Here is a 21734-nt window from a genome sequence, read left to right as displayed (position 1 = left end):
TTCACAAACGTTCATCAACGTTCCATGAATCTCGCCACCTTTTCACTTATTCTCACGGGCGTGCTGCTCAATGCGTGCGCCCAGTTGTTGCTCAAGGCGGGTGCCAGCTCGATCGGCGCGCTTGAGTTCACGCGGGCCAACATCGTGCCCATCGGCCTCAAGCTGGCCACGCAAGTGCCGATCATGGGCGGGCTCGTCTGTTATGCGATCAGCGTGGTCGTCTGGATTCTGGCACTCTCTCGCGTCGAGGTCTCGATCGCGTACCCGATGCTCTCGCTCGGCTACGTGGTGAATGCCTTTGCCGCGTGGTACCTGTTTGGCGAGGCACTGTCCATGCAGCGTGTCGTGGCCATCGGCATCATCCTGGTCGGCGTTTATATTCTTGCGCGCAGCTAAGGCTGCTGACGGACCGAAATCACGGACGCGCCGCAACAAGCAAACGCCGGCGCGTCTCCCCCTGTTTATCTGAGGCTTGGTCTTAATCATGAGCGACTCGGCAACCGCCCAACCGAATCTTCCGTTTCTGCCGTTCACGCGGCCGAGCATCGACGACGCCACCATCGCCGGCGTTACCGAGGTGCTGCGTTCTGGCTGGATCACCTCCGGCCCGCAAGTGCAGGCCTTCGAGAAGGCCTTGTCCGATTATTTTGGCGCACGCCCGGTGCGCGTCTTCAACTCGGGCACCGCGACGCTCGAAATTGGCCTGCGCCTGGCCGGCGTGCAAGACGGTGACGAGGTGATCACCACGTCGCTGTCGTGGGTCGCGACGTCCAACGTGATTCTGGAAGTCGGCGCGACGCCCGTATTCGTCGACGTCGACCCAGCCACCCGCAATCTCGATCTCGATCTGCTCGAAAAGGCGATCACGCCCAGGACGCGCGCGATCATCCCGGTCTATCTGGCCGGGCTGCCGCTCGACATGGACCGGCTGTACGACATCGCGCGCCGTCACAACCTTCGCGTGATCGAGGACGCCGCGCAAGCCATGGGCTCGACCTGGGGCGGCAAGCGCATCGGTGCCTTCGGCGACCTCGTCTCGTTCAGCTTCCACGCCAACAAGAACCTGACCTCCATCGAAGGCGGTGCGCTCGTCTTCAACAATGAGGACGAAGCCCGCCTGGCCGAGAAGTACCGTCTGCAGGGCGTGACCCGCACCGGCTTCGATGGCATGGACGTTGACGTGCTCGGCGGCAAGTTCAACCTCACGGACGTCGCCGCACGCGTCGGCCTCGGCCAGATGCCGCATCTGGCGGAATTCAACCGCCGTCGCACGGCGCTGGCGCGGCTGTATTTCGATACGTTCGCGGGCGGCGCGGCCGTGGCGCTCGGCCTCGGCCTGCCGCACGCCGACTTCACGAACTCGAACTGGCACATGTTCCAGGTCGAGTTGCCGCTGGCGCGCCTCACGATCGATCGCGCGGGTTTCATGGAAAAACTCAAGGCGCGCGGCATCGGCAGTGGCGTGCATTACCCGGCCATCCACCTGTTTACGCTCTACCGCAGGCTCGGCTTCCGGGAAGGGCAGTTCCCGCATACGGAGCGTCTGGGCCGTTCGATCCTGACGTTGCCTCTCTTCCCCGCCATGACGGATGCCGACGTTGCGCGCGTCTGCGAAGCCGTCAATGCCCTCTGCGCCGACCATCAAAAATGACCTGTCCACAACTCTCCATCGTCATCCCGGTCTATAACGAAGAGGCCGGACTCGCCGCCCTGTTCGCCCGGCTGTATCCGGCGCTCGACAAGCTGGGCGTGGCTTATGAAGTGGTGTTCGTCAACGACGGCAGCCGCGACCGCTCGGCCGCATTGCTTGCCGAGCAGTTCCGCGCGCGCCCGGACACGACGCGCGTCGTGCTGTTCAACGGCAACTACGGACAACACATGGCCATCCTGGCCGGCTTCGAACACACGCGTGGCGAATGGGTCGTCACGCTCGACGCCGACCTGCAGAACCCGCCCGAGGAAATCGGCAAGCTCGTCGAGAAACTGGCGGCCGGGCACGACTACGTGGGCACGGTGCGCATGAACCGTCAGGACACATGGTTCCGCCGCCATGCCTCGCGCGCCATGAACCGCCTGCGCGAGCGCATCACGCGCATTCGCATGACCGATCAGGGCTGCATGCTGCGCGGTTACAGCCGTCATATCGTCGACACGGTCAATCAGTGCCGTGAGATCAACACGTTCATCCCTGCGCTGGCCTACACGTTCGCGCAAAACCCGACCGAAGTCGACGTCGCCCACGAAGAGCGCTTCGCCGGCGAGTCGAAGTATTCGCTCTATAGCCTGATTCGCCTGAATTTCGACCTCGTCACCGGCTTCTCGGTGGTGCCGTTGCAATGGCTCTCGGGCGTCGGCATCACGCTGTCGGCGGCCTCGGGACTGCTGTTTATCGTGCTGATCGCCCGCCGCTTCCTCTTCGGCTCGGAAGTTCAGGGCGTGTTCACGCTGTTCGCCGTCACGTTCTGTCTGTTGGGCGTGATCCTGTTCGGCATGGGCCTGCTGGGCGAGTACATCGGCCGCATCTATCAGCAGGTTCGCCAGCGTCCGCGCTATCTGGTGCAAGCCGTGCTGGAGGACCCGTCGTCCGGCCAACCGGACAAGGGGACCGGCGCATCGTCGAGCGTGCGTCAGACGACCGGCGCCACGGAACTGGGATCGCACGCCTCATGAGCACCCAAGTGCCCCAAGCCGCCAAAGCTGTCGTCTTTGCCTACCACAACGTGGGCGTGCGCTGCCTGCAGGTGCTGCTCGCGCGCGGTGTCGACGTCGCACTCGTCGTCACCCATCAGGACAATCCGAACGAGAACATTTGGTTCGGCAGCGTCGCCAGTGTCGCCGCCGAGCACGGCATCCCGGTCGTCACCCCCGACGATCCGGCCGATCCCGCGCTCGCCGCACAGCTGCGCGCCATCGCGCCGGACTTCATCTTTTCCTTTTACTATCGCCACATGATTCCCGTGGCGGTGCTCGAAATCGCCTCGCGCGGCGCCTTCAACATGCACGGGTCGCTGCTGCCGAAGTATCGCGGCCGCGTACCGGTGAACTGGGCGGTTTTGAAGGGCGAAACAGAAACGGGCGCAACGCTGCACGAGATGGCCGCCAAACCGGATGCCGGCGCCATCATCGACCAGACCGCCGTGCCGATCCTGCCGGACGATACGGCGGGCGAGGTCTTCGAGAAAGTCACGGTCGCCGCCGAGCAAACGCTCTGGCGCTGCCTGCCGGGCCTGATCGCCGGCATTGCACCGCGACAGGTGAATGAACTGAGCGCAGGTAGCTACTTCGGCGGACGCAAACCGGAAGACGGCCGCATCGACTGGTCGAAGCCCGCAAAGGACGTCTACAACCTCATTCGCGCGGTCGCGCCGCCCTATCCGGGGGCGTTTACCGATGTGGCGGACCGTCGCTGGGTTGTCACGCACGCCCGTTTGTCACGTGTGCCGGCGCCCGCCGGTTTGCCCTGCGGACTGCAAGTAGTGGATAATGCGCTCCTTGGCGTTTGTGGCGACGCAAATGCTGTCGTCATTCATGAACTAATGCTGGACGGCAAAGCAGTCACGCCGGCACAGTTTTCCCAGCTCAATCACTGACCGCAATATGAAAAAAGTCCTGATTCTCGGTGTCAACGGGTTCATCGGCCACCATCTGTCGAAGCGCATCCTGGAGACGACCGACTGGGAAGTTTATGGCATGGACATGCTCACCGATCGCCTCGGCGATCTGATCAACCACGAGCGCATGCACTTCTTCGAAGGCGACATCACGATCAACAAGGAGTGGGTCGAGTACCACGTTCGCAAGTGTGACGTGATCCTGCCGCTCGTCGCCATCGCCACGCCGGCCACCTACGTGAAGGCTCCGCTGCGTGTGTTCGAACTCGACTTCGAGGCGAACCTGCCGATCGTGCGCTCGGCCGTGAAGTACGGCAAGCACCTGGTGTTCCCGTCGACCTCCGAGGTCTACGGCATGTGCACCGACGGCGAGTTCGATCCGGAAAACTCGCCGCTGATTTACGGTCCGATCAACAAGCCGCGCTGGATCTACGCGTGCTCGAAGCAACTCATGGATCGTGTGATCTGGGGCTACGGCATGCAGGAAGGCCTGAATTTCTCGCTGTTCCGCCCGTTCAACTGGATTGGCGCCGGTCTCGACTCGATCTACACGCCGAAGGAAGGGTCGTCGCGCGTGGTCACGCAGTTCCTCGGCCACATCGCTCGCGGCGAGAACATCAGCCTGGTCGACGGCGGCAGCCAGAAACGCGCCTTTACCGACATTGACGACGGTATCGACGCCCTGGTGCGCATCATCGATAACAAGAACAACATTGCCAGCGGCAAGATTTACAACATCGGCAACCCGACGAACAACTTCTCGGTGCGCGAGCTGGCCAACATGATGCTCAAGCTGGCCGCCGAATATCCCGAGTACGCCGACACGGCCAAGAAGGTTCAACTCGTCGAGACCTCGTCGGGCGCCTACTATGGCAACGGCTATCAGGACGTGCAGAATCGCGTGCCGAAGATCGAGAACACCATGCAGGAACTCGGCTGGGCACCGACCACGTCGATGGACGACGCGCTGCGCAAGATTTTCGAAGCGTATCGTGGCCATGTCGCCGAAGCGCGCCGTCTGGTCGAGGCCGAGTAAGCGACAGTCAGGGACATCCGCGACACGGTCGGGCGGCCTGCGTCGGGCCGACCGCCTCGGGGTTGCGGGCAGCACATTGCCGCCCATTGCAGCCCTTCGCATTGCACGCCCGATGCGCCCTCGGCGCATCGGGCGTTTTTGACTCGGTAGTTTGTTTCGCAGTTCAGGATATCGCTCGAGGTCATTGCGATATCTCACTCAAGGGCGGCTATGGCCAACATTGTCCTGAAGATCGATGTCGACACGCTGCGCGGCACACGCGAAGGCGTGCCCAATCTGCTCGCCGCACTGGCCGAGCACGAAGCGCAAGCGACGTTCCTGTTCAGCCTCGGGCCGGACCACACCGGTTGGGCACTCAAGCGTGTCTTCCGTCCAGGCTTTTTGAAGAAAGTTTCACGCACGTCGGTGGTCGAGCACTACGGCTTCAAAACGCTCATGTACGGCACGTTGCTCCCCGGCCCGGACATCGGGCGGCGTGCGGCCGACGTCATGCGCACCGTGCGAGACGCGGGCCACGAGACCGGCATCCACACGTGGGACCACACGTACTGGCAAGACAACGTGCGCACACGCGACGCCGCCTGGACGCAGCATCAGATGTCGCAAGCCCATGCGCGCTTCCTCCAGGTCTTCGGTGCGCCACCGCTCACGCATGGCGCGGCTGGCTGGCAGATGAATCATCACGCGTTTCGGCAGATCGACGCCTGGGGCATGAAGTATGCGTCGGACGGACGCGGCATCGCCCCGCACTACCCCATCGTCGATGGCGTGCGTCTACAGCATGTGCAAATGCCGACGACCCTGCCGACGGTCGACGAGTTGCTGGGCATCGACGGACGTGACCTCGACGGCGTGGCCGAGCATCTGCTTGCCCTGACCCGCGATCCGGCGCAACATCACGTGTTCACCCTTCACGCAGAACTCGAAGGGCAGAAACTGGCCCCGCTGTTCCGTCAATTGCTGGCTGGATGGCGCCGCCAAGGGCACGCCCTGGTGACGATGGGCCAATACTACGAGACGCTCGATCTTGCCTCGCTGCCGGCGCATCCCGTCGTGTGGGGCGAAATTCCGGGCCGCTCGGGCGATCTGATTCTCGAGGGCCTGGCCACTGCCTGAACCCGCTTTCGATCCACTTCCCCGTTCCGGCCTTGCAAGGCCACCCAAGGAGACCATAGTGACGGTAGCCATCGACACCCCCGTGCCCGATTTCACCGCACCGGCCACCGGCGGCGATTTTTCGCTCAAGGCGTATCGCGGCCAGAAAGTGGTGATCTATTTTTACCCGAAGGACAATACCCCCGGGTGCACGACGGAAGGCATGAACTTCCGCGACAACTACGATCAGTTTCAGGCCGCCGGGGCGCAAATCGTCGGCGTGTCGCGCGACAGCCTTCGCTCGCATGAAAACTTCCAGCGAAAACTCGAACTGCCCTTCCCGCTGATCTCGGACGGCGACGAAGCGGTTTGCCAATTGTTCGGTGTCATCAAGTTGAAAAAACTGTATGGCAAGGAACATCTGGGGATCGAACGCAGCACGTTCCTGATCGACGAAAAAGGCGTATTGCGCAACGAATGGCGCGGCGTACGTGTGCCCGATCACGTTGCCGAAGTGCTGAGCGTCGTGCAGGCGCTCTGATCCGCTGGAGGGCTTGTCAGTGCCGCGGCGCATCGGGCGCCGGGCATCGTCGCCGGCCCCGCGCAAGTGCGCTTCCGTCGCGTGTTGCACGAGGACCGAAAGCGACCGCCAGTGCGGACATTCGGCGCTATACAAGCACGGCAAGAGACGTTATAGTCAGCCGTAATGATGAAGCGCATTGAACCAGACTATTGCAGGCGTTGCCACGGCGGCGCCTTCAGCCAAGCCGCCTCTCCGGTGCGTCCGGGCAGGCGGCTTTTTTGTTGCCGGGACGTGGGGTACCGCAGTCTGTCCCGGCCGAGTCGTGTTGTGTTTTCTTGAAACGGGAAATCTATGCCATTGCCATCGGCGCCGACCAAACCGGGCTCGTTGCTTGCCCCGGAACAATTCCCCACTCGCCTCAAACCTTCGCGCACGGAGGCCAAGAAACCGATCCCCTCGTCTGAGCAACTCGCACTGGGCGAGACGTCCGGTGCCACGGGTGCCGGCGCGGCCGAATTGAAGGTCGTACCTAAACCCTCCGCGGCACCGCAGACGACAGTACAACCGTCGCCCGTCGCACGCTCGCCCCAGTCGCCGCCGGCGGCCGAGTCGAACGGGGCAACGCCGTCGCTCAAGGCCGTCAAGCCTACGTCAACAGGCACGGGCTCGAAACGGGCACGTCTGAAGGACCAGGAACCCGCCAAGCTCTTCGTGCTCGACACGAACGTGCTCATGCACGACCCAAGCAGCCTGTTCCGCTTCGAAGAGCACGACGTCTATCTGCCGATGATGACGTTGGAAGAGTTGGACAATCACAAGAAGGGCATGTCGGAAGTGGCGCGCAATGCGCGTCAGGTGAGCCGCACCCTTGACGGGCTGGTCGCCGAGAGCGGCACGAAGTCGATGACCGAAGGCATCCTCCTCTCGCGGCTCGGCAACAAGGACGCAACGGGCCGCCTGTACTTCCAGACCGACCTGACCGACGTGCCGCCGCTCGACGGGTTGCCGCAAGGCAAGGCCGACAATCAGATTCTCGGCGTCGTGCGGGCATTGCAGGACAAGTTCCGCGATCGCCAGGTCGTGCTGGTGTCGAAGGACATCAACATGCGCGTCAAGGCGCATGCGCTCGGCCTGCCCGCGGAAGACTACTTCAACGACAAGGTGCTCGAGGACAGCGATCTGCTCTACTCGGGCGTGATGCCCCTGCCGACGGACTTCTGGACCAAGCATGGCAAGGGCATGGAGAGCTGGCAGGACAATCGCACCGGCACCACGTTCTATCGCATTACCGGGCCGCTCTGCGCGAGCTTCCTCATCAACCAGTTCGTCTATCTGGAGACGAACAACGGCGAGGCGCCGTTCTACGCGCAGGTTCGCGAGATCAACGGCAAGACGGCGCTGCTGCAAACGCTGCGCGACTATGGACACCACAAGAACAACGTGTGGGGCATCACGGCGCGCAACCGGGAGCAGAACTTCGCACTGAACCTGCTGATGAATCCCGAAGTGGACTTCATCACGCTGCTCGGTCAGGCCGGTACCGGCAAGACGTTGCTGGCGCTGGCCGCCGGTCTGGCGCAAACGCTCGACGAGAAGCGCTACAACGAAATCATCGTCACGCGCGCGACCGTGCCCGTCGGTGAAGACATCGGCTTCCTGCCGGGCACCGAGGAAGAGAAGATGCAACCGTGGATGGGCGCGTTCGACGACAACCTCGAAGTGCTGCAAAAGACCGACGATTCCGCCGGCGAATGGGGCCGCGCGGCCACGCAGGAACTGATTCGCTCGCGACTCAAGGTCAAGAGCATGAACTTCATGCGCGGTCGCACGTTCGTGAACAAGTTCGTCATCATCGACGAGGCGCAGAACCTTACGCCGAAGCAGATGAAGACGCTCGTCACGCGTGCCGGCCCGGGGACCAAGCTGATCTGTCTGGGCAACATCGCGCAGATCGATACGCCGTACCTGACCGAAGGCAGCTCGGGCCTCACCTATGTGGTCGATCGATTCAAGGGGTGGGGACACAGCGGGCACGTCACACTGGCGCGCGGCGAACGTTCGCGTCTGGCCGACTACGCGGCGGAAATCCTCTGACGTCTGCCGACCGCGGACGGCGAACCGCTTCGTTCTACGCGCTTCGCTCCACGCTCAACACGACGGCGCCTTCGGGCGCCGTTTTTTTTGGCTGCCGGCGTCGCCAAGACGGAGCGCACCGACGGCAGCGTCATCCGGGAATCCGCTGATTTGTGACGTCGATGCCACAGAACGCCCGTCTTTCGGCGCTTTTACGGTGCATCGGCCCGATAAGCGTCGTAAACTCGGCGCATGCGACTCCTCTCTCGCCTCCTTGCCCGCGACGTGACGCATCCGGCCGTCCTGCCGAACGCGTGGGGCCGTTGCGTGGGTGCGTTGGCGTTGACGTTGCTGGTCGCGGCTTGTTCGTCGGGTCCATCAATCCGACAAGGCGGCAGTGCGAACTACGGCAACCGTACGATGGGGCCGGAGCGCAGCGCGGGTCAGGAGGAAATCACGCTCGAAGCGATGAGCCTCGTTGGCATTCCTTACCGCTACGGCGGCAATACCCCGGATTCCGGTTTCGATTGCAGCGGCCTCGTGCGCTACGTCGTCGCGCGCGCCGCCGGTGTGAACCTGCCCCGCACAACGGCCGACATGAGTGGTGTGGGCACACCGTTGGCGCGCGACGACCTCGCCTCGGGCGATCTCATCTTCTTCAACACGACGGGACGCGCCCACTCGCACGTAGGCATTTACGTGGGTCAGGGGCAGTTCGTACATGCGCCGAACACCGGCGGCACGGTGCGCCTGGAGAGCCTCTTCATTCCGTATTGGGCACGCCGGATCGATGGTGTTCGACGCGTCGCAGCGAACAAGGCACCCGCGGGTAATACGACTTACGTAAATCGGTCGGCGCCGGCCTCGCTCGCTCAAACGCCCGCCGCGGCAACGCCGCTGAGCGAGCCCGTGAACCCGCCGAACATCGCACCGAACCACCCGCTTACCGGGGCGCCCCCGTCCCCGATGGTAACGCCGCAGGTCTTGGTGCCGAGTCGCACAGCCAACCTCACCGCCCCAGCCCCGCAAGACGATGATCCGATCGCTCGCTTCGCCAACAGCTCGATGTAATCACTTCAGGCGAACAAGAATCGGTTGAGCGTGAACTGAAGGGTCAGCGCAGGTGCGCAAGCAGCGTCGCGGCGCCGCCGACATTGATCGCGACGCCCACCAGCGTGGTGACCGGACGGCGATACAAGCAACGATGGATCAATGCGGCCATGTTAGCCTCCCACGAGGATCGATTAAATGCTATGGCGAGATAATAATTGATCGCCATTAGCTATAGAAATTGATTCTCTCGATGGCGTCGATGCGGCCTGTCAATGGCGCCATGCCGCCCGCGGGGCTGAAGCAGGACACAAAAAAAGCGGCCGAAGCCGCTTATTTTGTTGCCTGGGCGGGTCACACCGTCATGAGACGGCAGCCCGCCGAACTGACATCACAGAATCTGCTTGCCGACCCACCACGCGATCGCGGCGATGAATGCCGAGGCCGGGATCGTCAGCACCCATGCCCAGACGATGTTGCCTGCCACCCCCCAGCGCACCGCCGAGAGCTTGCGCGTGGCGCCAACGCCCACGATGGCGCCGGTGATGGTGTGCGTGGTCGAGACCGGCACGCCGAGCCACGACGCGAAGAACAGCGTAAACGCCCCGCCGGTTTCGGCACAGAAGCCACCGACCGGCTTGAGCTTGGTGATCTTCTGCCCCATCGTGCGCACGATGCGCCAGCCACCGAACATGGTGCCCAGACCGATCGCCAGATAGCAGCCCACGATCACCCACAGCGGCGGTTCCGCAGCCTCCTGCGGCCACATGCCCGCGGCGATCAGCAACATCCAGATGATACCGATGGTCTTCTGGGCATCGTTACCGCCGTGTCCCAGGCTGTACATACCGGCCGAAATCAGCTGCAGGCGGCGGAACCAGCGGTCCACGCGCGCGGGTGGCGTTCGGAAGAACAACCAGGACACCAGCAGCATGAAGAACGAACCGAGCACGAAACCGAGCAGCGGAGAGATGAAAATGAACGCGACCGTTTGCAGCAGTCCACTCGTGACAAGCGAACCCGTGCCGGCCTTGGCCACCGCAGCGCCGACCAACCCACCGATCAGCGCGTGCGACGAACTCGACGGAATGCCGTAGTACCAAGTAATCACGTTCCACGCAATCGCCCCGACGAGGGCGCCGAAGATCACGTAGTGATCCACGATTTCGGGATGAACCGTCCCCTTGCCCACCGTCGCCGCGACTTTCAGATGAAAGACGAACAGCGCGATCACGTTGAACATGGCGGCGAAAGCCACCGCCTGATGCGGCTTGAGCACGCCCGTCGAGACCACCGTAGCGATCGAGTTGGCGGCGTCGTGGAAGCCATTCATGAAGTCGAACAGGAGCGCAAGTGCGACCAACAGTCCGATCAGCCAAAGGCTGATGTGCAGCGTTGCCATCGAAAGTCTCCGCTCAGGCGTTTTCCAGCACAATGCCTTCGATGATGTTGGCAACGTCCTCGCACTTATCGGTCACCGATTCGAGCAATTCGGACACGGCCTTTTGCTTGATCAGCTCCTTCACGTCGGATTCTTCGCGAAACAGCTTTGAGAGCGACGCACGCAACAGGCGGTCGGCGTCCGATTCGAGCCCGTCGATTTCCTCGCAGAGCTTCAGGATCTCGCGCGCGCGATCCATGTCGTTGAGCAGCGCCACGGTGCTTTGCACCCGTTCGCAACACTTCACACAAATCTCACCCAGCGTGCGCGCCTCGGACGGCACGCTCTTCACGTCGTACATCCACACGGCTGTCGCCACGTCTTCCATCAGATCCAGGATGTCGTCCATCGTGCTGATCAACTTGTGGATCTCATCGCGATCGAACGGCGTGATGAACGTCTTGTGCATCAGGTCGATGGTCTCGTGCGTGATGCGATCCGCTTTCTTCTCGTTGTTCTGCACGGCAACGGTGCGTGCCTCGGCATTGGGCAGATCGTTGAGCATGGCAGACAGCTCGCGGCTGCCGGCAACCATACACGCCGCGTGCTGGTTGAACAGCTCAAAGAACTTGCCCTCGGTGGGCATGAAGCGACCGAACATTATTGGAAAACTCCGGATATTAATAGGGGACGGGTCGACACAAAAACGTCACATTCTACCTCGTTGCGGGCGCGCGTTACCGCACGCCCTTACGAATGGGCGGAAATCAATGCGTCAATATTGGGGGCCGGCCAGATTGTCGAACTTTGTATACGCACCAATGAACGCCAGACGCACCTGACCGATAGGACCATTACGCTGTTTTGCGATGATGATCTCGGCGGTGCCCTTGTCGGGCGTATCGGGGTTGTACACTTCGTCGCGATAGATGAACAGGATGATGTCGGCATCCTGTTCGATAGCGCCCGATTCACGCAGGTCCGACATGACCGGACGCTTGTTCGGGCGTTGTTCAAGACTACGGTTGAGCTGTGAGAGCGCGATCACCGGCACGTTCAGCTCCTTGGCGAGCCCCTTGAGCGAACGCGAAATCTCGGAGATTTCGGTCGCGCGGTTCTCGCCGTTGCCCGAACCGCTCATGAGCTGGAGGTAATCGATGATGATCAGCCCCAGCTTGCCGCACTGACGTGCCAGACGACGTGCGCGCGCGCGCAATTCCATCGGATTGAGCGCAGGCGTCTCATCGACGAAGAGCTGCGTCTCGTTCATCTTCTGCATGGCGTGCGTGAGCTTTGGCCAGTCTTCGTCGACCAGCTTGCCGGTGCGAAGACGATGCTGATCGAGACGCCCCACCGAGCCCAGCATACGCATGGCCAACTGCGTGCCCGGCATTTCCATCGAGAACACGGCGACGGGCAGCCCTTCTTCCACGGCGATATGCTCGCCGATGTTCATCGAGAAGGTTGTCTTACCCATCGACGGACGGCCCGCCACGATGATCAGATCGCCGCCGTTGAAACCCGACGTCATGCGATCCAGGTCGACGAAGCCCGTCGGAATACCGGTGATGTCGCTACCGCCTTCGCGGTGATACAACTCGTCGATGCGCTCGACCACCTGCGTGAGCAGCGGCTGCAGTTCAAGGAAGCCGTTCGTGCTGCGCGAGCCTTCTTCCGCGATGGCAAACACCTTCGCTTCCGCCTCGTCGAGCATCTGACGCACTTCCCTGCCCTGTGGATTGAAAGCGTCTGACGCAATTTCGTCGGCCACTGTCACGAGCTTGCGCAACACCGCACGGTCGCGCACGATTTCCGCGTAACGACGAATGTTCGCGGCACTCGGCGTATTCTGCGCCAGGGCGTTCAGGTAGGCGAGCCCGCCCACGTCCTCGGCTTTGCCGGCCGAGGTGAGCGATTCGAAAACGGTGATCACGTCGGCAGGACGGTCGCTGGCGATCAGCCGACCGATGTGCTGATAGATCAGCCGGTGGTCATAGCGGTAGAAGTCCGATTCGGCCAGAAAGTCGCCGATTCGATCCCACGCCCCGTTATCGAGCAGCAGCCCGCCGAGCACGGATTGCTCCGCCTCGATAGAGTGCGGCGGCACTTTGAGGGAATCGAGTTGGGGATCGGGAGCGTTCATGCCGGGCATTATACCGCCCCCGCGCTCACGATCCGATCCGGCGAAATCGCGCTTGCGCGGCGATTTTTCCGAACGTGTTTTGTTCAGCAGTTTCCCGGGAGGCAACATAAGGCGGCGCTATCGAACGTGAGGAACGTGGAAGGGAATGCGCAACCGGGACGCGGTCGGCATAGACCTGCGCATGCGCGGCCATCGGAAAGCCCGGCAACCGACACCACAGAGGGGACAGACATAAAAAAACGGAAGCCGGCGGACCGACTTCCGTTTTTTTGTTCGCGTCGGGAAGCTGACGCTGATACGGCTTACGCGTGCTCGCCCAGCACCGACACGTTCACGTCGACAACGACGTCCGTGTGCAGCGACACTTGGACCGGGAAGTCACCCACGGTCTTGAGCGGGCCATTCGGCAGACGCACTTGCATCTTTTCAACCTTGAAACCTTGGGTGCCCAGGGCTTCGGCGATGTCGAAGTTGGTGACCGAACCGAACAGACGACCGTCAACGCCGGCCTTCTGCGAGATTTGCACGGTCAGGCCCGACAGCTTTTCGCCTTCGGCTTGTGCAGCAGCCAGCTTCTCGGTGGCAGCCTTTTCCAGGTCGGCACGGCGAACTTCGAACTCGGCGATCGCGTCCTTGGTGGCGCGACGCGCCTTCTTGGTCGGGATCAGGAAGTTACGTGCGAAACCATCCTTGACCTTCACGATGTCGCCCAGGTTACCCAGGTTGACGACTTTTTCCAGCAGAATCACTTGCATTATCTATTCTCCTTCGTCGACTGGCGATTAAGCACCGTGCAGATCGGTGTACGGCATCAGCGCGAGGAAACGCGCGCGCTTGATGGCCGTGTCGAGCTGGCGCTGGTAGTGCGCCTTGGTGCCCGTCAGGCGAGCCGGGGTGATCTTGCCGTTGTCGCCGATGAAGTCCTTCAGCGTCTCGATATCCTTGTAATCGATCTGGTCAACACCAGCGACGGTGAAGCGGCAGAACTTCTTGCGCTTGAACAGCGGGTTTTGCTGTTGGCGGCGGCGATCAAACTTCTTGTTTTTACCGTTAGGACGCGGCATGTTCAACAATCCTTTTCAAATACTTGCAATGCTGTGATGTGAAACACCAGGGTGCGGCTATTGCGATGCTTCTTGGCCAGAAACCCTGCCCACTGGGCCGGTTTCTCCAGTCCCAACGCCATGACTTTGGCACTGAGGGGACCGATCGCAACGGCTGGCATCGAGAACTCGACCTGCCGGGCCACGCCCGACTCTTCGACGGTTCCAGCATAGGCCAGCGTGACCTCGATCACGGGAAGCCCGGCTGGGGTATAGCGCAGCGTGCCGATTTCGACAATGCTGGCTTCAAGCCGTAAGCGATTCACGCGGTCGACGTTTCCGTGGATTCCCTGATGCGTTCCGGTGCGCTAATTACGATGCGGCAGCTTCGGTCGCGGGCGTCGCGGCAGCCTTCTTGGCTTCTTCGCGGGCCACTTCCTTCATCATCGGCGACGGTGCGGTCTCGGCCTTCTTCATGCGAACCACGAGGTGGCGCAGCACGGCATCGTTGAACTTGAATGCGTGTTCCAGCTCGTCCAGGGTTTCCTGGTCGCATTCGATGTTCATGCAGACGTAGTGAGCCTTGGCCAGCTTCTCGATCATGTACGCGAGTTGACGACGGCCCCAGTCTTCGATGCGATGGATCTGACCGGCCTTGGCCGTCACCATGCTCTTGTAGCGCTCGATCATCGCAGGCACTTGCTCGCTCTGATCGGGGTGAACGATAAATACGATTTCATAATGACGCATATATAAGCTCCTTATGGACAAAGCCGCCCGGGCGTCAAAACCAGTGCAGCAAGGTTGCAGAACCCGCGATTCTAGCGGATTTCACGTCGATCATCAACTGCCGTCTCATCAGGACCGGTCAAGTGTTTTCCAGCCAATAGTTCGGACGGGCATAGATTTGCCGCAGTTGCTCGATGAACAGGCGCACTCGCGCGGGCTGGAAGCGCTGCTGGGGTAGACGGCGAGGATGTCGTAGTCGGGTAGCGCGTACTCGTCGAGCACGGTCTCCAGTTCGCCGGAGAGCAGTTCGCGCTGGATTTCCCACGTCGAGCGCCAGCCCAGCCCGATGCCCTCCAGCGACCAGCGGTGCAGCAACTCGCCGTCGTTGCAGTCCAGACTGCCCGCCACACGAATCGTCACGAGCTTGCCCTGGCGCTTGAAGTACCAACCGCGCTGCTGGCCGCCTTGCAGGTTGAACGCGAGGCAGTTGTGCCTGGCCAGGTCTTCGAGCGTCTTCGGACGACCGTAGCGGGCGAAATATGCCGGGGTGCCGCACACCACGCGCCGGTTCTGGGCGAGTTTGACGGCCACGAAATTCGGGTCGACCGAGCCGCCGATGCGAATGCCCATGTCGTACCCCTCGCGCACGAGGTCGACCACGCGGTCGGTCAGGTTGAACGAAATCTGCACCTCGGGGTGCAGGCGCAGGAACGCCGGCGCATGCGGCGCGACGTGCTTGCGCCCGAACGCCGCCGGCGCCGACACGATCAGGTGCCCCGAAACGGCATGACGCCCCGCGCTGATTTCGTTCTCGGCCATCTCCCAGTCGCCGAGCAACTGTTTGCAGCGCTCAAGGAACGCGCCCCCCTCTTCCGACAACGCAAGCCGACGCGTCGAGCGGTACATCAGCTTGATGCCCAGACGCTTTTCCAGCGCGTCGATGCGCCGCCCAAGAATCACCGGCGAGACCCCTTCCTTTAGGGCCGCGGCGGCCAGACTGCCCGCTTCGGCCACCTGCACGAAGGTTTCGATCTGTTTGAAACGGTCCATGCCCCCTCCATTCGATACTTTTTGTTCTTAAAAAAACGATCTTTTGTGATCTTATCAAACAAATCGTACCGGCTTAAAGTGGCTCCCAACACATTGACTCATTACCCATTGGAGACGTCACATGGCCAAGATGACCGCCGTAGAGGCCGCAATTCGAGTGCTCGAGAAAGAAGGTATCACCACCGCATTCGGTGTACCCGGTGCTGCCATCAACCCGTTCTATTCGGCCATGCGCAAGGCTGGCAGCGTGGAGCACGTGCTGGCACGCCACGTCGAGGGCGCGTCCCACATGGCCGAAGGTTACACCCGCGCCGAAGCCGGCAATATCGGCCTGTGCATCGGCACGTCGGGTCCGGCGGGCACCGACATGATTACCGGCCTGTACTCCGCCTGGGCCGATTCGATTCCCATCCTGTGCATCACGGGTCAGGCGCCGCGCGCTCGTCTGTACAAGGAAGATTTCCAGGCCGTCGACATCGAGACGATCGCCAAGCCGGTCACCAAGTGGGCCGTGACGGTGCGCGAGCCCGCGCTCGTGCCGCGCGTGTTCCAGCAGGCATTCCACCTGATGCGCTCGGGCCGTCCCGGTCCGGTGCTCATCGATCTGCCGTTCGACGTGCAGGTCGCCGAGATCGAATTCGATCCGGACACCTATGAACCGCTGCCGGTGTACAAGCCCGCGGCCACGCGCGCCCAGATCGAGAAGGCCATTCAGATGCTGGTGGCGTCGGAGCGCCCGCTCATCGTCTCGGGCGGCGGCGTGATCAATGCCGACGCTGCCGACCTGCTCGTCGAGTTCGCCGAGACGGTGAACGTGCCGGTCGTGCCCACGCTCATGGGCTGGGGCACCATCGCCGACGACCATCCGCTCATGGCCGGCATGGTCGGACTGCAGACCTCGCATCGCTTCGGCAATGCGACGATGCTCGCCTCGGACTTCGTGATGGGCATCGGCAACCGCTGGGCCAATCGCCACACGGGCAGCGTCGACGTGTTTACCAAGGGCCGCAAGTTCGTGCACGTCGACATCGAGCCGACGCAAATCGGCCGCGTGTTCGGCCCCGACTACGGCATCGTCTCCGATGCCAAGGCAGCGCTCACGCTGTTCGTCGAAGTCGCCAAGGAACTGAAGGCCGCCGGTCGTCTGCCGGATCGTGCGCAATGGGTGGCCGAATGCCAGAAGCGCAAGCGCACCATGCTGCGCCGCTCGGACTTCGATCAGGTGCCGATCAAGCCGCAGCGCGTGTACCAGGAGATGAACGCGTTCTTCGGCCGCGATGTGCGCTACGTCTCGACCATCGGTCTGTCGCAGATTGCCGCTGCGCAGTTCCTGCACGTGAACAAGCCGCGCCACTGGATCAACTGCGGCCAGGCAGGCCCGCTGGGCTGGACGGTGCCGGCCGCCATCGGTGCAAAGGTTGCCTCGCCGTCGTCGGACGTGGTGGCGATCTCGGGCGACTACGACTTCCAGTTCATGATCGAAGAGCTGGCCGTGGCCGCGCAGTTCAAGGTGCCGTACATCCACGTGGTCGTGAACAACTCGTACCTGGGCCTGATTCGTCAGGCGCAGCGCAACTTCGACATGGACTACTGCGTGCAGCTCGCGTTCGAGAACGTGAACTCGCCGGAAGTCAACGGTTACGGCGTCGATCACGTGAAGGTGGCCGAAGGCCTCGGCGTGAAGGCGATCCGCGTGTTCCAGCCGAACGACATCCAACCGGCGTTCGCCCAGGCCCGCAAGCTGATGGCCGAGTTCTCCGTGCCGGTGATCGTGGAAGTGATTCTCGAGCGTGTGACCAACATTGCGATGGGCACCGAGATCAACAACGTCAACGAGTTCGAAGACATCATCGACGTCGTGGAGGAAGACAACGCAGTGTCGGCCTAAGTCATCGGGCTGAATCAACGCTGTAAAACGGTTTGCGGGGCGCGTGCGTCCCCTGCGCTCTCGGCTAGACCCCTTGAACGAAAAAAGCAGGCGCCCCGCAACCTTGCAACACCCTGGCATCGAAATCGTCGAAACCACCCCCTAAAAGAGAGAAAGAGGAGTCAGCGCAATGCCGAAATTTGCCGCCAATCTGACCATGCTGTTCAACGAGGTGCCGTTCCTCGACCGCTTCAAGGCGGCCGCCGCAGCGGGCTTTCGCGGCGTGGAGTTCCTGTTCCCGTACGCGTTTCATCGCGACCAGATCGCAGACAAGCTGAACCAGTACCAGCTCGACCTCGTGCTGCACAACCTGCCCGCCGGCAACTGGGATGCGGGTGAGCGCGGCATCGCGATCTTCCCGGAGCGCGTGGCCGAATTCCGCGACGGTGTGGGCGAAGCCATCACCTACGCCAAGGCGCTGGGCGTGAAGCAACTGAACTGCCTCGTGGGCAAGCAAGGCGCGGATCTGTCGACGCAAGTCGCGCAAGACACGCTCGTCTCGAACCTGCGCTTCGCCGCCGATGCCCTCAAGGCCGAAGGCATCCGACTGCTGGTCGAGCCGATCAATACGTACGACATTCCCGGCTTCTTCGTGAACCGCACGAAGCAGGCGCTGGAGATCTTCGACGCCGTGGGTTCGGACAACCTGTTCCTGCAGTACGACATCTATCACATGCAGCGCATGGAAGGCGAACTCGCCAAGACCATCGAGACGAATCTGGCGCGCATCGCTCACGTGCAACTGGCGGACAACCCGGGCCGCAACGAACCGGGCACGGGCGAGATCAACTACGCCTACCTGTTCGCGTTCCTCGACCGTATCGGCTACCAGGGGTGGATCGGTTGCGAGTACAAGCCCGCCACCACCACGACCGAGGGCCTCGGTTGGTTCAAGGCAGCGGGCCTGCGCGAAGCGGCGTAATTCCTACGCTCCCCCATACACCCCGCACGGCATCTCCCCCGGTGGCGTGCGGACGAAACGAAGGCGTATTCGCCCGAGGCGGTGCGCCGGCTGACAGGGTTTCGACGAGGAAGGGCCCCGCCGGCCGCATGCAGGGGGCATGCGGCCGGAGCACGGGGGACGCGAAGCTGCACGACCGCCCCACTCGTCTGCTCGTCAGCGACAACACTTCAAACTTTGGCAACAAGGAGTCTCGAAATGGCACAACTCGGTTTCATTGGTCTGGGCATCATGGGCGCGCCGATGGCGAAGCATCTGCAGAACGCCGGTCACAAGCTGTTCCTGTATGAGCGCCGCACGCCCCCGCAAGACCTGATCGACGGTCAGGCCACGGTCTGCACGTCGGCCAAGGAAGTCGCCAAGCGCGCCGACATCGTCTTCGTGATGGTGCCGGACACCCCTGACGTGGGCGCCGTCCTGTTCGGTCAGGACGGTCTGGCCGAAGGCCTCACGGCGGGCAAGATCGTCGTCGACATGAGCTCCATCTCGCCGATCGAAACGAAGGAATACGCCAAGAAGGTCAAGGCGCTGGGCTGCGAGTACCTCGACGCTCCGGTCTCCGGCGGCGAAGTCGGCGCAAAGGGCGCCACGCTGTCGATCATGGTCGGCGGTTCGCAAGCGGCGTTCGACGATGTGAAGCCGTTCTTCGAACTGATGGGCAAGAACATCACGCTCGTGGGCGAGAGCGGTGCCGGGCAGACCTGCAAGGTCGCCAACCAGATCGTGGTCGCGCTGACGATCGAAGCCGTGGGCGAGGCCCTGCTGTTCGCATCGAAGGCAGGTGCAGACCCCGCCAAGGTACGTGAAGCGCTGATGGGTGGCTTTGCGTCGTCGCGCATTCTCGAAGTGCACGGCGAGCGCATGGTCAAGCGCAACTTCGAGCCGGGCTTCCGCATCGCGCTGCACCAGAAGGATCTGAATTTGGCGTTGCAGAGCGCCAAGGCCCTCGGCGTATCGTTGCCGAACACGGCCACGTGCCAGGAGCTGTTCAACGCCTGTGCCGCCAACGGCGGCGCCGCGTGGGATCACTCGGGCATGGTGCGTGCGCTGGAAATGCTGGCCAACCATACCGTGGCGTAAGGCATTGACCACGTAGGCAGCGTCAGGCCATCAGGGAGATGCGGTGGATGACGATGGGCGCCGGGCCGCAAGGTCCGGCGCCAGATCAACGCCTTCAGATAGAAGCTGGCGCCTAAGCTGAAGCGTAGCGCGCCGCTCGACCCGCTAATGGCGGTGTTCAGAACTCGTTCGGTCGCTCCGAATCAGCGGCACAGCGCCGCAGGGGAGCAAACGCTGCGAAATCTGGCAGGACGCCACGTTCCAACGCAACTTCAGCTTCTGCACCTCTGCATCTCTTCACGATTGTCAATAACCTCGTAGCCGGGATCTCCGGTCATGTCGGCGTCCTTGCCACACACCGAGGCGCGAGCTCGCGTGACATCGCTGACGTTGGCCCCATGTCCACCACGAAATGGGCCAGGCTCGAGTCGGCATCGACGCCGATATACCCTTTCATATCGAAGTGCCGCTGGTTGCCCTTCTTGGCCTGATGCAATTCGGGGGCTCGTTCGCTGCTTTGCTTCTTCATTGAGCTGAGCGCGGCTATTAGCGCCGCATCCACCGCCGTGCCTTCCTTGAGCAAATAACGTTGGGCACACAAATGTGACCTCGCCTGAGAAAATCTCTAGGCCAAGGTACTCGGCTTTCTGGCGGGCATGTCACCCCTCGAACATGACTGCCCTTCAATTCGGGATCGAGTTCTAGCGTCGCTACCGCCGAAAATCTCGCGCGATGACCTATTAATTGGCGTTTCCCTAGTAGCTCTCTAACACTACCGACAGTTGTTGATTGAATAGAGACTCGGGAATGCGATTGAAATAACCCAGAGCGATGCCGGAGTCGGTCAGTTCCGAACGGTTGTGAGCGCCAAATTTGCTTCGTAACACATCCACGTGCATTTCGATGGTGCGATGCGAGACACTTAACACCTGGGCGATCATTTTCGCGCTCCACCCCCGTAGGATAAAAAACAGCACTTCACGCATTCGGGGAGTCAAGCCTGGATCATCGGGCGCTGAATCGATCAAATAGGTCGTTTGCCGCGAAGGCGTGTTTCGTGGTTGCTCGCCTTTCATGCACTGGAGCAATGGGCCCAAAGCCCGATAATCAGGAAACGCCGAAATATCCTCGCCGTGGAATATTGTCCCGATGATGGCTCCGTCTTGGGCGTGCATTGGAGTTTTGGTGAAGATATGCGCCTGCCAAGATCCATCGGCATAAGGATGCCAGTCGAAAACCCGGAGCGCGCGATTCGATGACATGACTTCCTTATCCTGTATTTGGAAGTCTTCCGCGCATTCGATGGTTTTACACGGTATATCGAAATCCGTACGCCCGATAATGTCTCGATGCTGACGTATTCCGACAAGGTTCGCGTAGGTTTCATTCGCATACATGAAAACCGATTTCTCGTTTTTGCAACCCCAGCAGCCTGGCGCCGTATCAAAATACTGTTCAAAATTGCGATCAACTGCACGGTCCATTCATTTGCTCCCCATTCATAGATTCGTCAACCAACACACGCGATCGCTCAACAGGTGTTCTCGCCGACACGCAAAGAGAAGAACGAAATGCCAGACTCCGGCATTTTCCAATCGACCTATCAAGTTAGCCTCGCTCTTGAGCAACGAGCGATTAGTCATGCAATGCGGTCTCTGTGCGATGCGGCAAGGTTAACGTTCACATCAGCCCTTCGCTGCGGATGACGAAGTAAATCTCGGAATCGTCCTGACGATAATGCGGACCGACGGAGCAGCCCGGCACCAGTTCCGAGATGAAGAATGATATGTCGTCGCCGTCGATAAGGTGGGAGATGCCTGTGCCGACAGACTCATCCCGAACGTGATCTTTCAGAGCGTCGAATACAACAAAATATGCTCATATCGTTTGATGATCGAACGTATTGCGCAGGAAAAGAGAAGCTATCACCGAAAAGTCAAAAATTTACATGAGCTGTCGAATTTCGAATCCCATACTTGGGACGGATTCGACGGTGGCGTGCACCCAGATGAGGCCCGTCACGCGGTCTATTTGAGCCGCTATGCGGTTCCGC

At 61.5% G+C, this 21734-nt stretch carries 20 protein-coding genes and 2 pseudogenes; 12 read left to right on the top strand and 10 right to left on the bottom strand.

Annotated elements, in window-relative coordinates:
• The first annotated feature begins 24 nt into the window (after positions 1 to 24).
• From DRB87_RS09895 to DRB87_RS09855, 9 genes are all read left to right on the top strand, one after another.
• On the top strand, positions 25 to 396 hold the full coding sequence (locus DRB87_RS09895) for an SMR family transporter (RefSeq protein ID WP_017232274.1): 372 nt from the start codon (positions 25 to 27) through the stop codon (positions 394 to 396).
• A gap of 88 nt (positions 397 to 484) precedes the next feature.
• A complete protein-coding gene (locus tag DRB87_RS09890) occupies positions 485 to 1651 on the top strand; it encodes a DegT/DnrJ/EryC1/StrS aminotransferase family protein (RefSeq protein ID WP_130025771.1) in 1167 nt (388 codons plus the stop codon).
• Entirely contained in the window at positions 1648 to 2670 is a 1023-nt protein-coding gene (locus DRB87_RS09885; protein WP_130025770.1) for a glycosyltransferase, read from the top strand. Before DRB87_RS09890 ends, DRB87_RS09885 begins: the two co-directional genes overlap by 4 nt.
• The gene (locus tag DRB87_RS09880; RefSeq protein WP_130025769.1) at positions 2667 to 3590 is read left to right on the top strand and encodes a formyltransferase; all 924 of its coding nucleotides are present in this window, start codon (positions 2667 to 2669) and stop codon (positions 3588 to 3590) included. The genes DRB87_RS09885 and DRB87_RS09880 overlap by 4 nt, the downstream gene beginning before the upstream one ends.
• A gap of 7 nt (positions 3591 to 3597) precedes the next feature.
• On the top strand, positions 3598 to 4647 hold the full coding sequence (locus DRB87_RS09875) for a bifunctional UDP-4-keto-pentose/UDP-xylose synthase (protein WP_130025768.1): 1050 nt from the start codon (positions 3598 to 3600) through the stop codon (positions 4645 to 4647).
• A gap of 210 nt (positions 4648 to 4857) precedes the next feature.
• Positions 4858 to 5763, top strand: a complete 906-nt coding sequence (locus DRB87_RS09870; RefSeq protein WP_130025767.1) for a polysaccharide deacetylase family protein — start codon at positions 4858 to 4860, stop codon at positions 5761 to 5763.
• Between the two features lie 58 nt (positions 5764 to 5821).
• Positions 5822 to 6283, top strand: a complete 462-nt coding sequence (locus tag DRB87_RS09865; RefSeq protein ID WP_130025766.1) for a peroxiredoxin — start codon at positions 5822 to 5824, stop codon at positions 6281 to 6283.
• A gap of 333 nt (positions 6284 to 6616) precedes the next feature.
• Positions 6617 to 8359, top strand: a complete 1743-nt coding sequence (locus tag DRB87_RS09860; RefSeq protein WP_130025765.1) for a PhoH family protein — start codon at positions 6617 to 6619, stop codon at positions 8357 to 8359.
• Between the two features lie 231 nt (positions 8360 to 8590).
• Positions 8591 to 9409 carry a C40 family peptidase gene (locus tag DRB87_RS09855; protein WP_130025764.1) on the top strand — a complete coding sequence of 273 codons (819 nt, stop codon included), beginning with the start codon at positions 8591 to 8593 and terminating at the stop codon, positions 9407 to 9409.
• A gap of 370 nt (positions 9410 to 9779) precedes the next feature.
• Here the strand turns inward: DRB87_RS09855 and DRB87_RS09850 are convergent, their stop codons facing one another.
• The 8 genes and pseudogenes from DRB87_RS09850 to DRB87_RS09815 form a co-directional block, all read right to left on the bottom strand.
• On the bottom strand, positions 9780 to 10790 hold the full coding sequence (locus DRB87_RS09850) for an inorganic phosphate transporter (protein ID WP_017232284.1): 1011 nt from the start codon (positions 10788 to 10790) through the stop codon (positions 9780 to 9782).
• A gap of 13 nt (positions 10791 to 10803) precedes the next feature.
• Complete coding sequence (locus DRB87_RS09845; RefSeq protein WP_017232285.1) at positions 10804 to 11430, bottom strand: DUF47 domain-containing protein; 627 nt, start codon at positions 11428 to 11430, stop codon at positions 10804 to 10806.
• A 114-nt stretch (positions 11431 to 11544) separates the two neighbouring features.
• Complete coding sequence (locus DRB87_RS09840; protein WP_026131664.1) at positions 11545 to 12912, bottom strand: replicative DNA helicase; 1368 nt, start codon at positions 12910 to 12912, stop codon at positions 11545 to 11547.
• Between the two features lie 302 nt (positions 12913 to 13214).
• Entirely contained in the window at positions 13215 to 13667 is a 453-nt protein-coding gene (rplI, locus tag DRB87_RS09835; RefSeq protein WP_017232287.1) for a 50S ribosomal protein L9, read from the bottom strand.
• 27 nt (positions 13668 to 13694) lie between these two features.
• Positions 13695 to 13976 (bottom strand): 30S ribosomal protein S18, encoded by a 282-nt coding sequence (gene rpsR, locus DRB87_RS09830; protein WP_017232288.1) that lies wholly within the window; start codon positions 13974 to 13976, stop codon positions 13695 to 13697.
• 2 nt (positions 13977 to 13978) lie between these two features.
• Positions 13979 to 14281: a primosomal replication protein N gene (gene priB / locus DRB87_RS09825; protein WP_017232289.1), complete on the bottom strand. Its 303-nt coding sequence runs from the start codon at positions 14279 to 14281 to the stop codon at positions 13979 to 13981.
• A gap of 46 nt (positions 14282 to 14327) precedes the next feature.
• Positions 14328 to 14705 (bottom strand): 30S ribosomal protein S6, encoded by a 378-nt coding sequence (gene rpsF / locus DRB87_RS09820; RefSeq protein ID WP_017232290.1) that lies wholly within the window; start codon positions 14703 to 14705, stop codon positions 14328 to 14330.
• 118 nt (positions 14706 to 14823) lie between these two features.
• A pseudogene (locus DRB87_RS09815) lies at positions 14824 to 15734 on the bottom strand (LysR family transcriptional regulator).
• A gap of 121 nt (positions 15735 to 15855) precedes the next feature.
• On the opposite strand from DRB87_RS09815, the gene gcl reads away from it, so the two are divergent.
• From gcl to glxR, 3 genes are all read left to right on the top strand, one after another.
• Positions 15856 to 17622: a glyoxylate carboligase gene (gene gcl, locus DRB87_RS09810; RefSeq protein ID WP_130025763.1), complete on the top strand. Its 1767-nt coding sequence runs from the start codon at positions 15856 to 15858 to the stop codon at positions 17620 to 17622.
• Positions 17623 to 17791: 169 nt separating this feature from the next.
• Complete coding sequence (gene hyi, locus DRB87_RS09805; protein ID WP_130025762.1) at positions 17792 to 18583, top strand: hydroxypyruvate isomerase; 792 nt, start codon at positions 17792 to 17794, stop codon at positions 18581 to 18583.
• 237 nt (positions 18584 to 18820) lie between these two features.
• The gene (gene glxR / locus DRB87_RS09800; protein ID WP_130025761.1) at positions 18821 to 19702 is read left to right on the top strand and encodes a 2-hydroxy-3-oxopropionate reductase; all 882 of its coding nucleotides are present in this window, start codon (positions 18821 to 18823) and stop codon (positions 19700 to 19702) included.
• Positions 19703 to 19933: 231 nt separating this feature from the next.
• On the opposite strand, the pseudogene DRB87_RS09795 reads toward glxR, so the two are convergent.
• Positions 19934 to 20282, bottom strand: a pseudogene (locus tag DRB87_RS09795) (transposase); the annotation flags it as partial.
• A 154-nt stretch (positions 20283 to 20436) separates the two neighbouring features.
• Complete coding sequence (locus tag DRB87_RS09790; protein ID WP_130025759.1) at positions 20437 to 21165, bottom strand: PAS domain-containing protein; 729 nt, start codon at positions 21163 to 21165, stop codon at positions 20437 to 20439.
• Positions 21166 to 21734 lie beyond the last annotated feature (569 nt).

Source organism: Pandoraea sp. XY-2 (genome assembly GCF_004193915.1).
GTDB lineage: Bacteria > Pseudomonadota > Gammaproteobacteria > Burkholderiales > Burkholderiaceae > Pandoraea > Pandoraea cepalis.
Note: the sequence above shows the minus strand (reverse complement) of the source record. Positions and strands in the feature narration are given on the sequence as shown.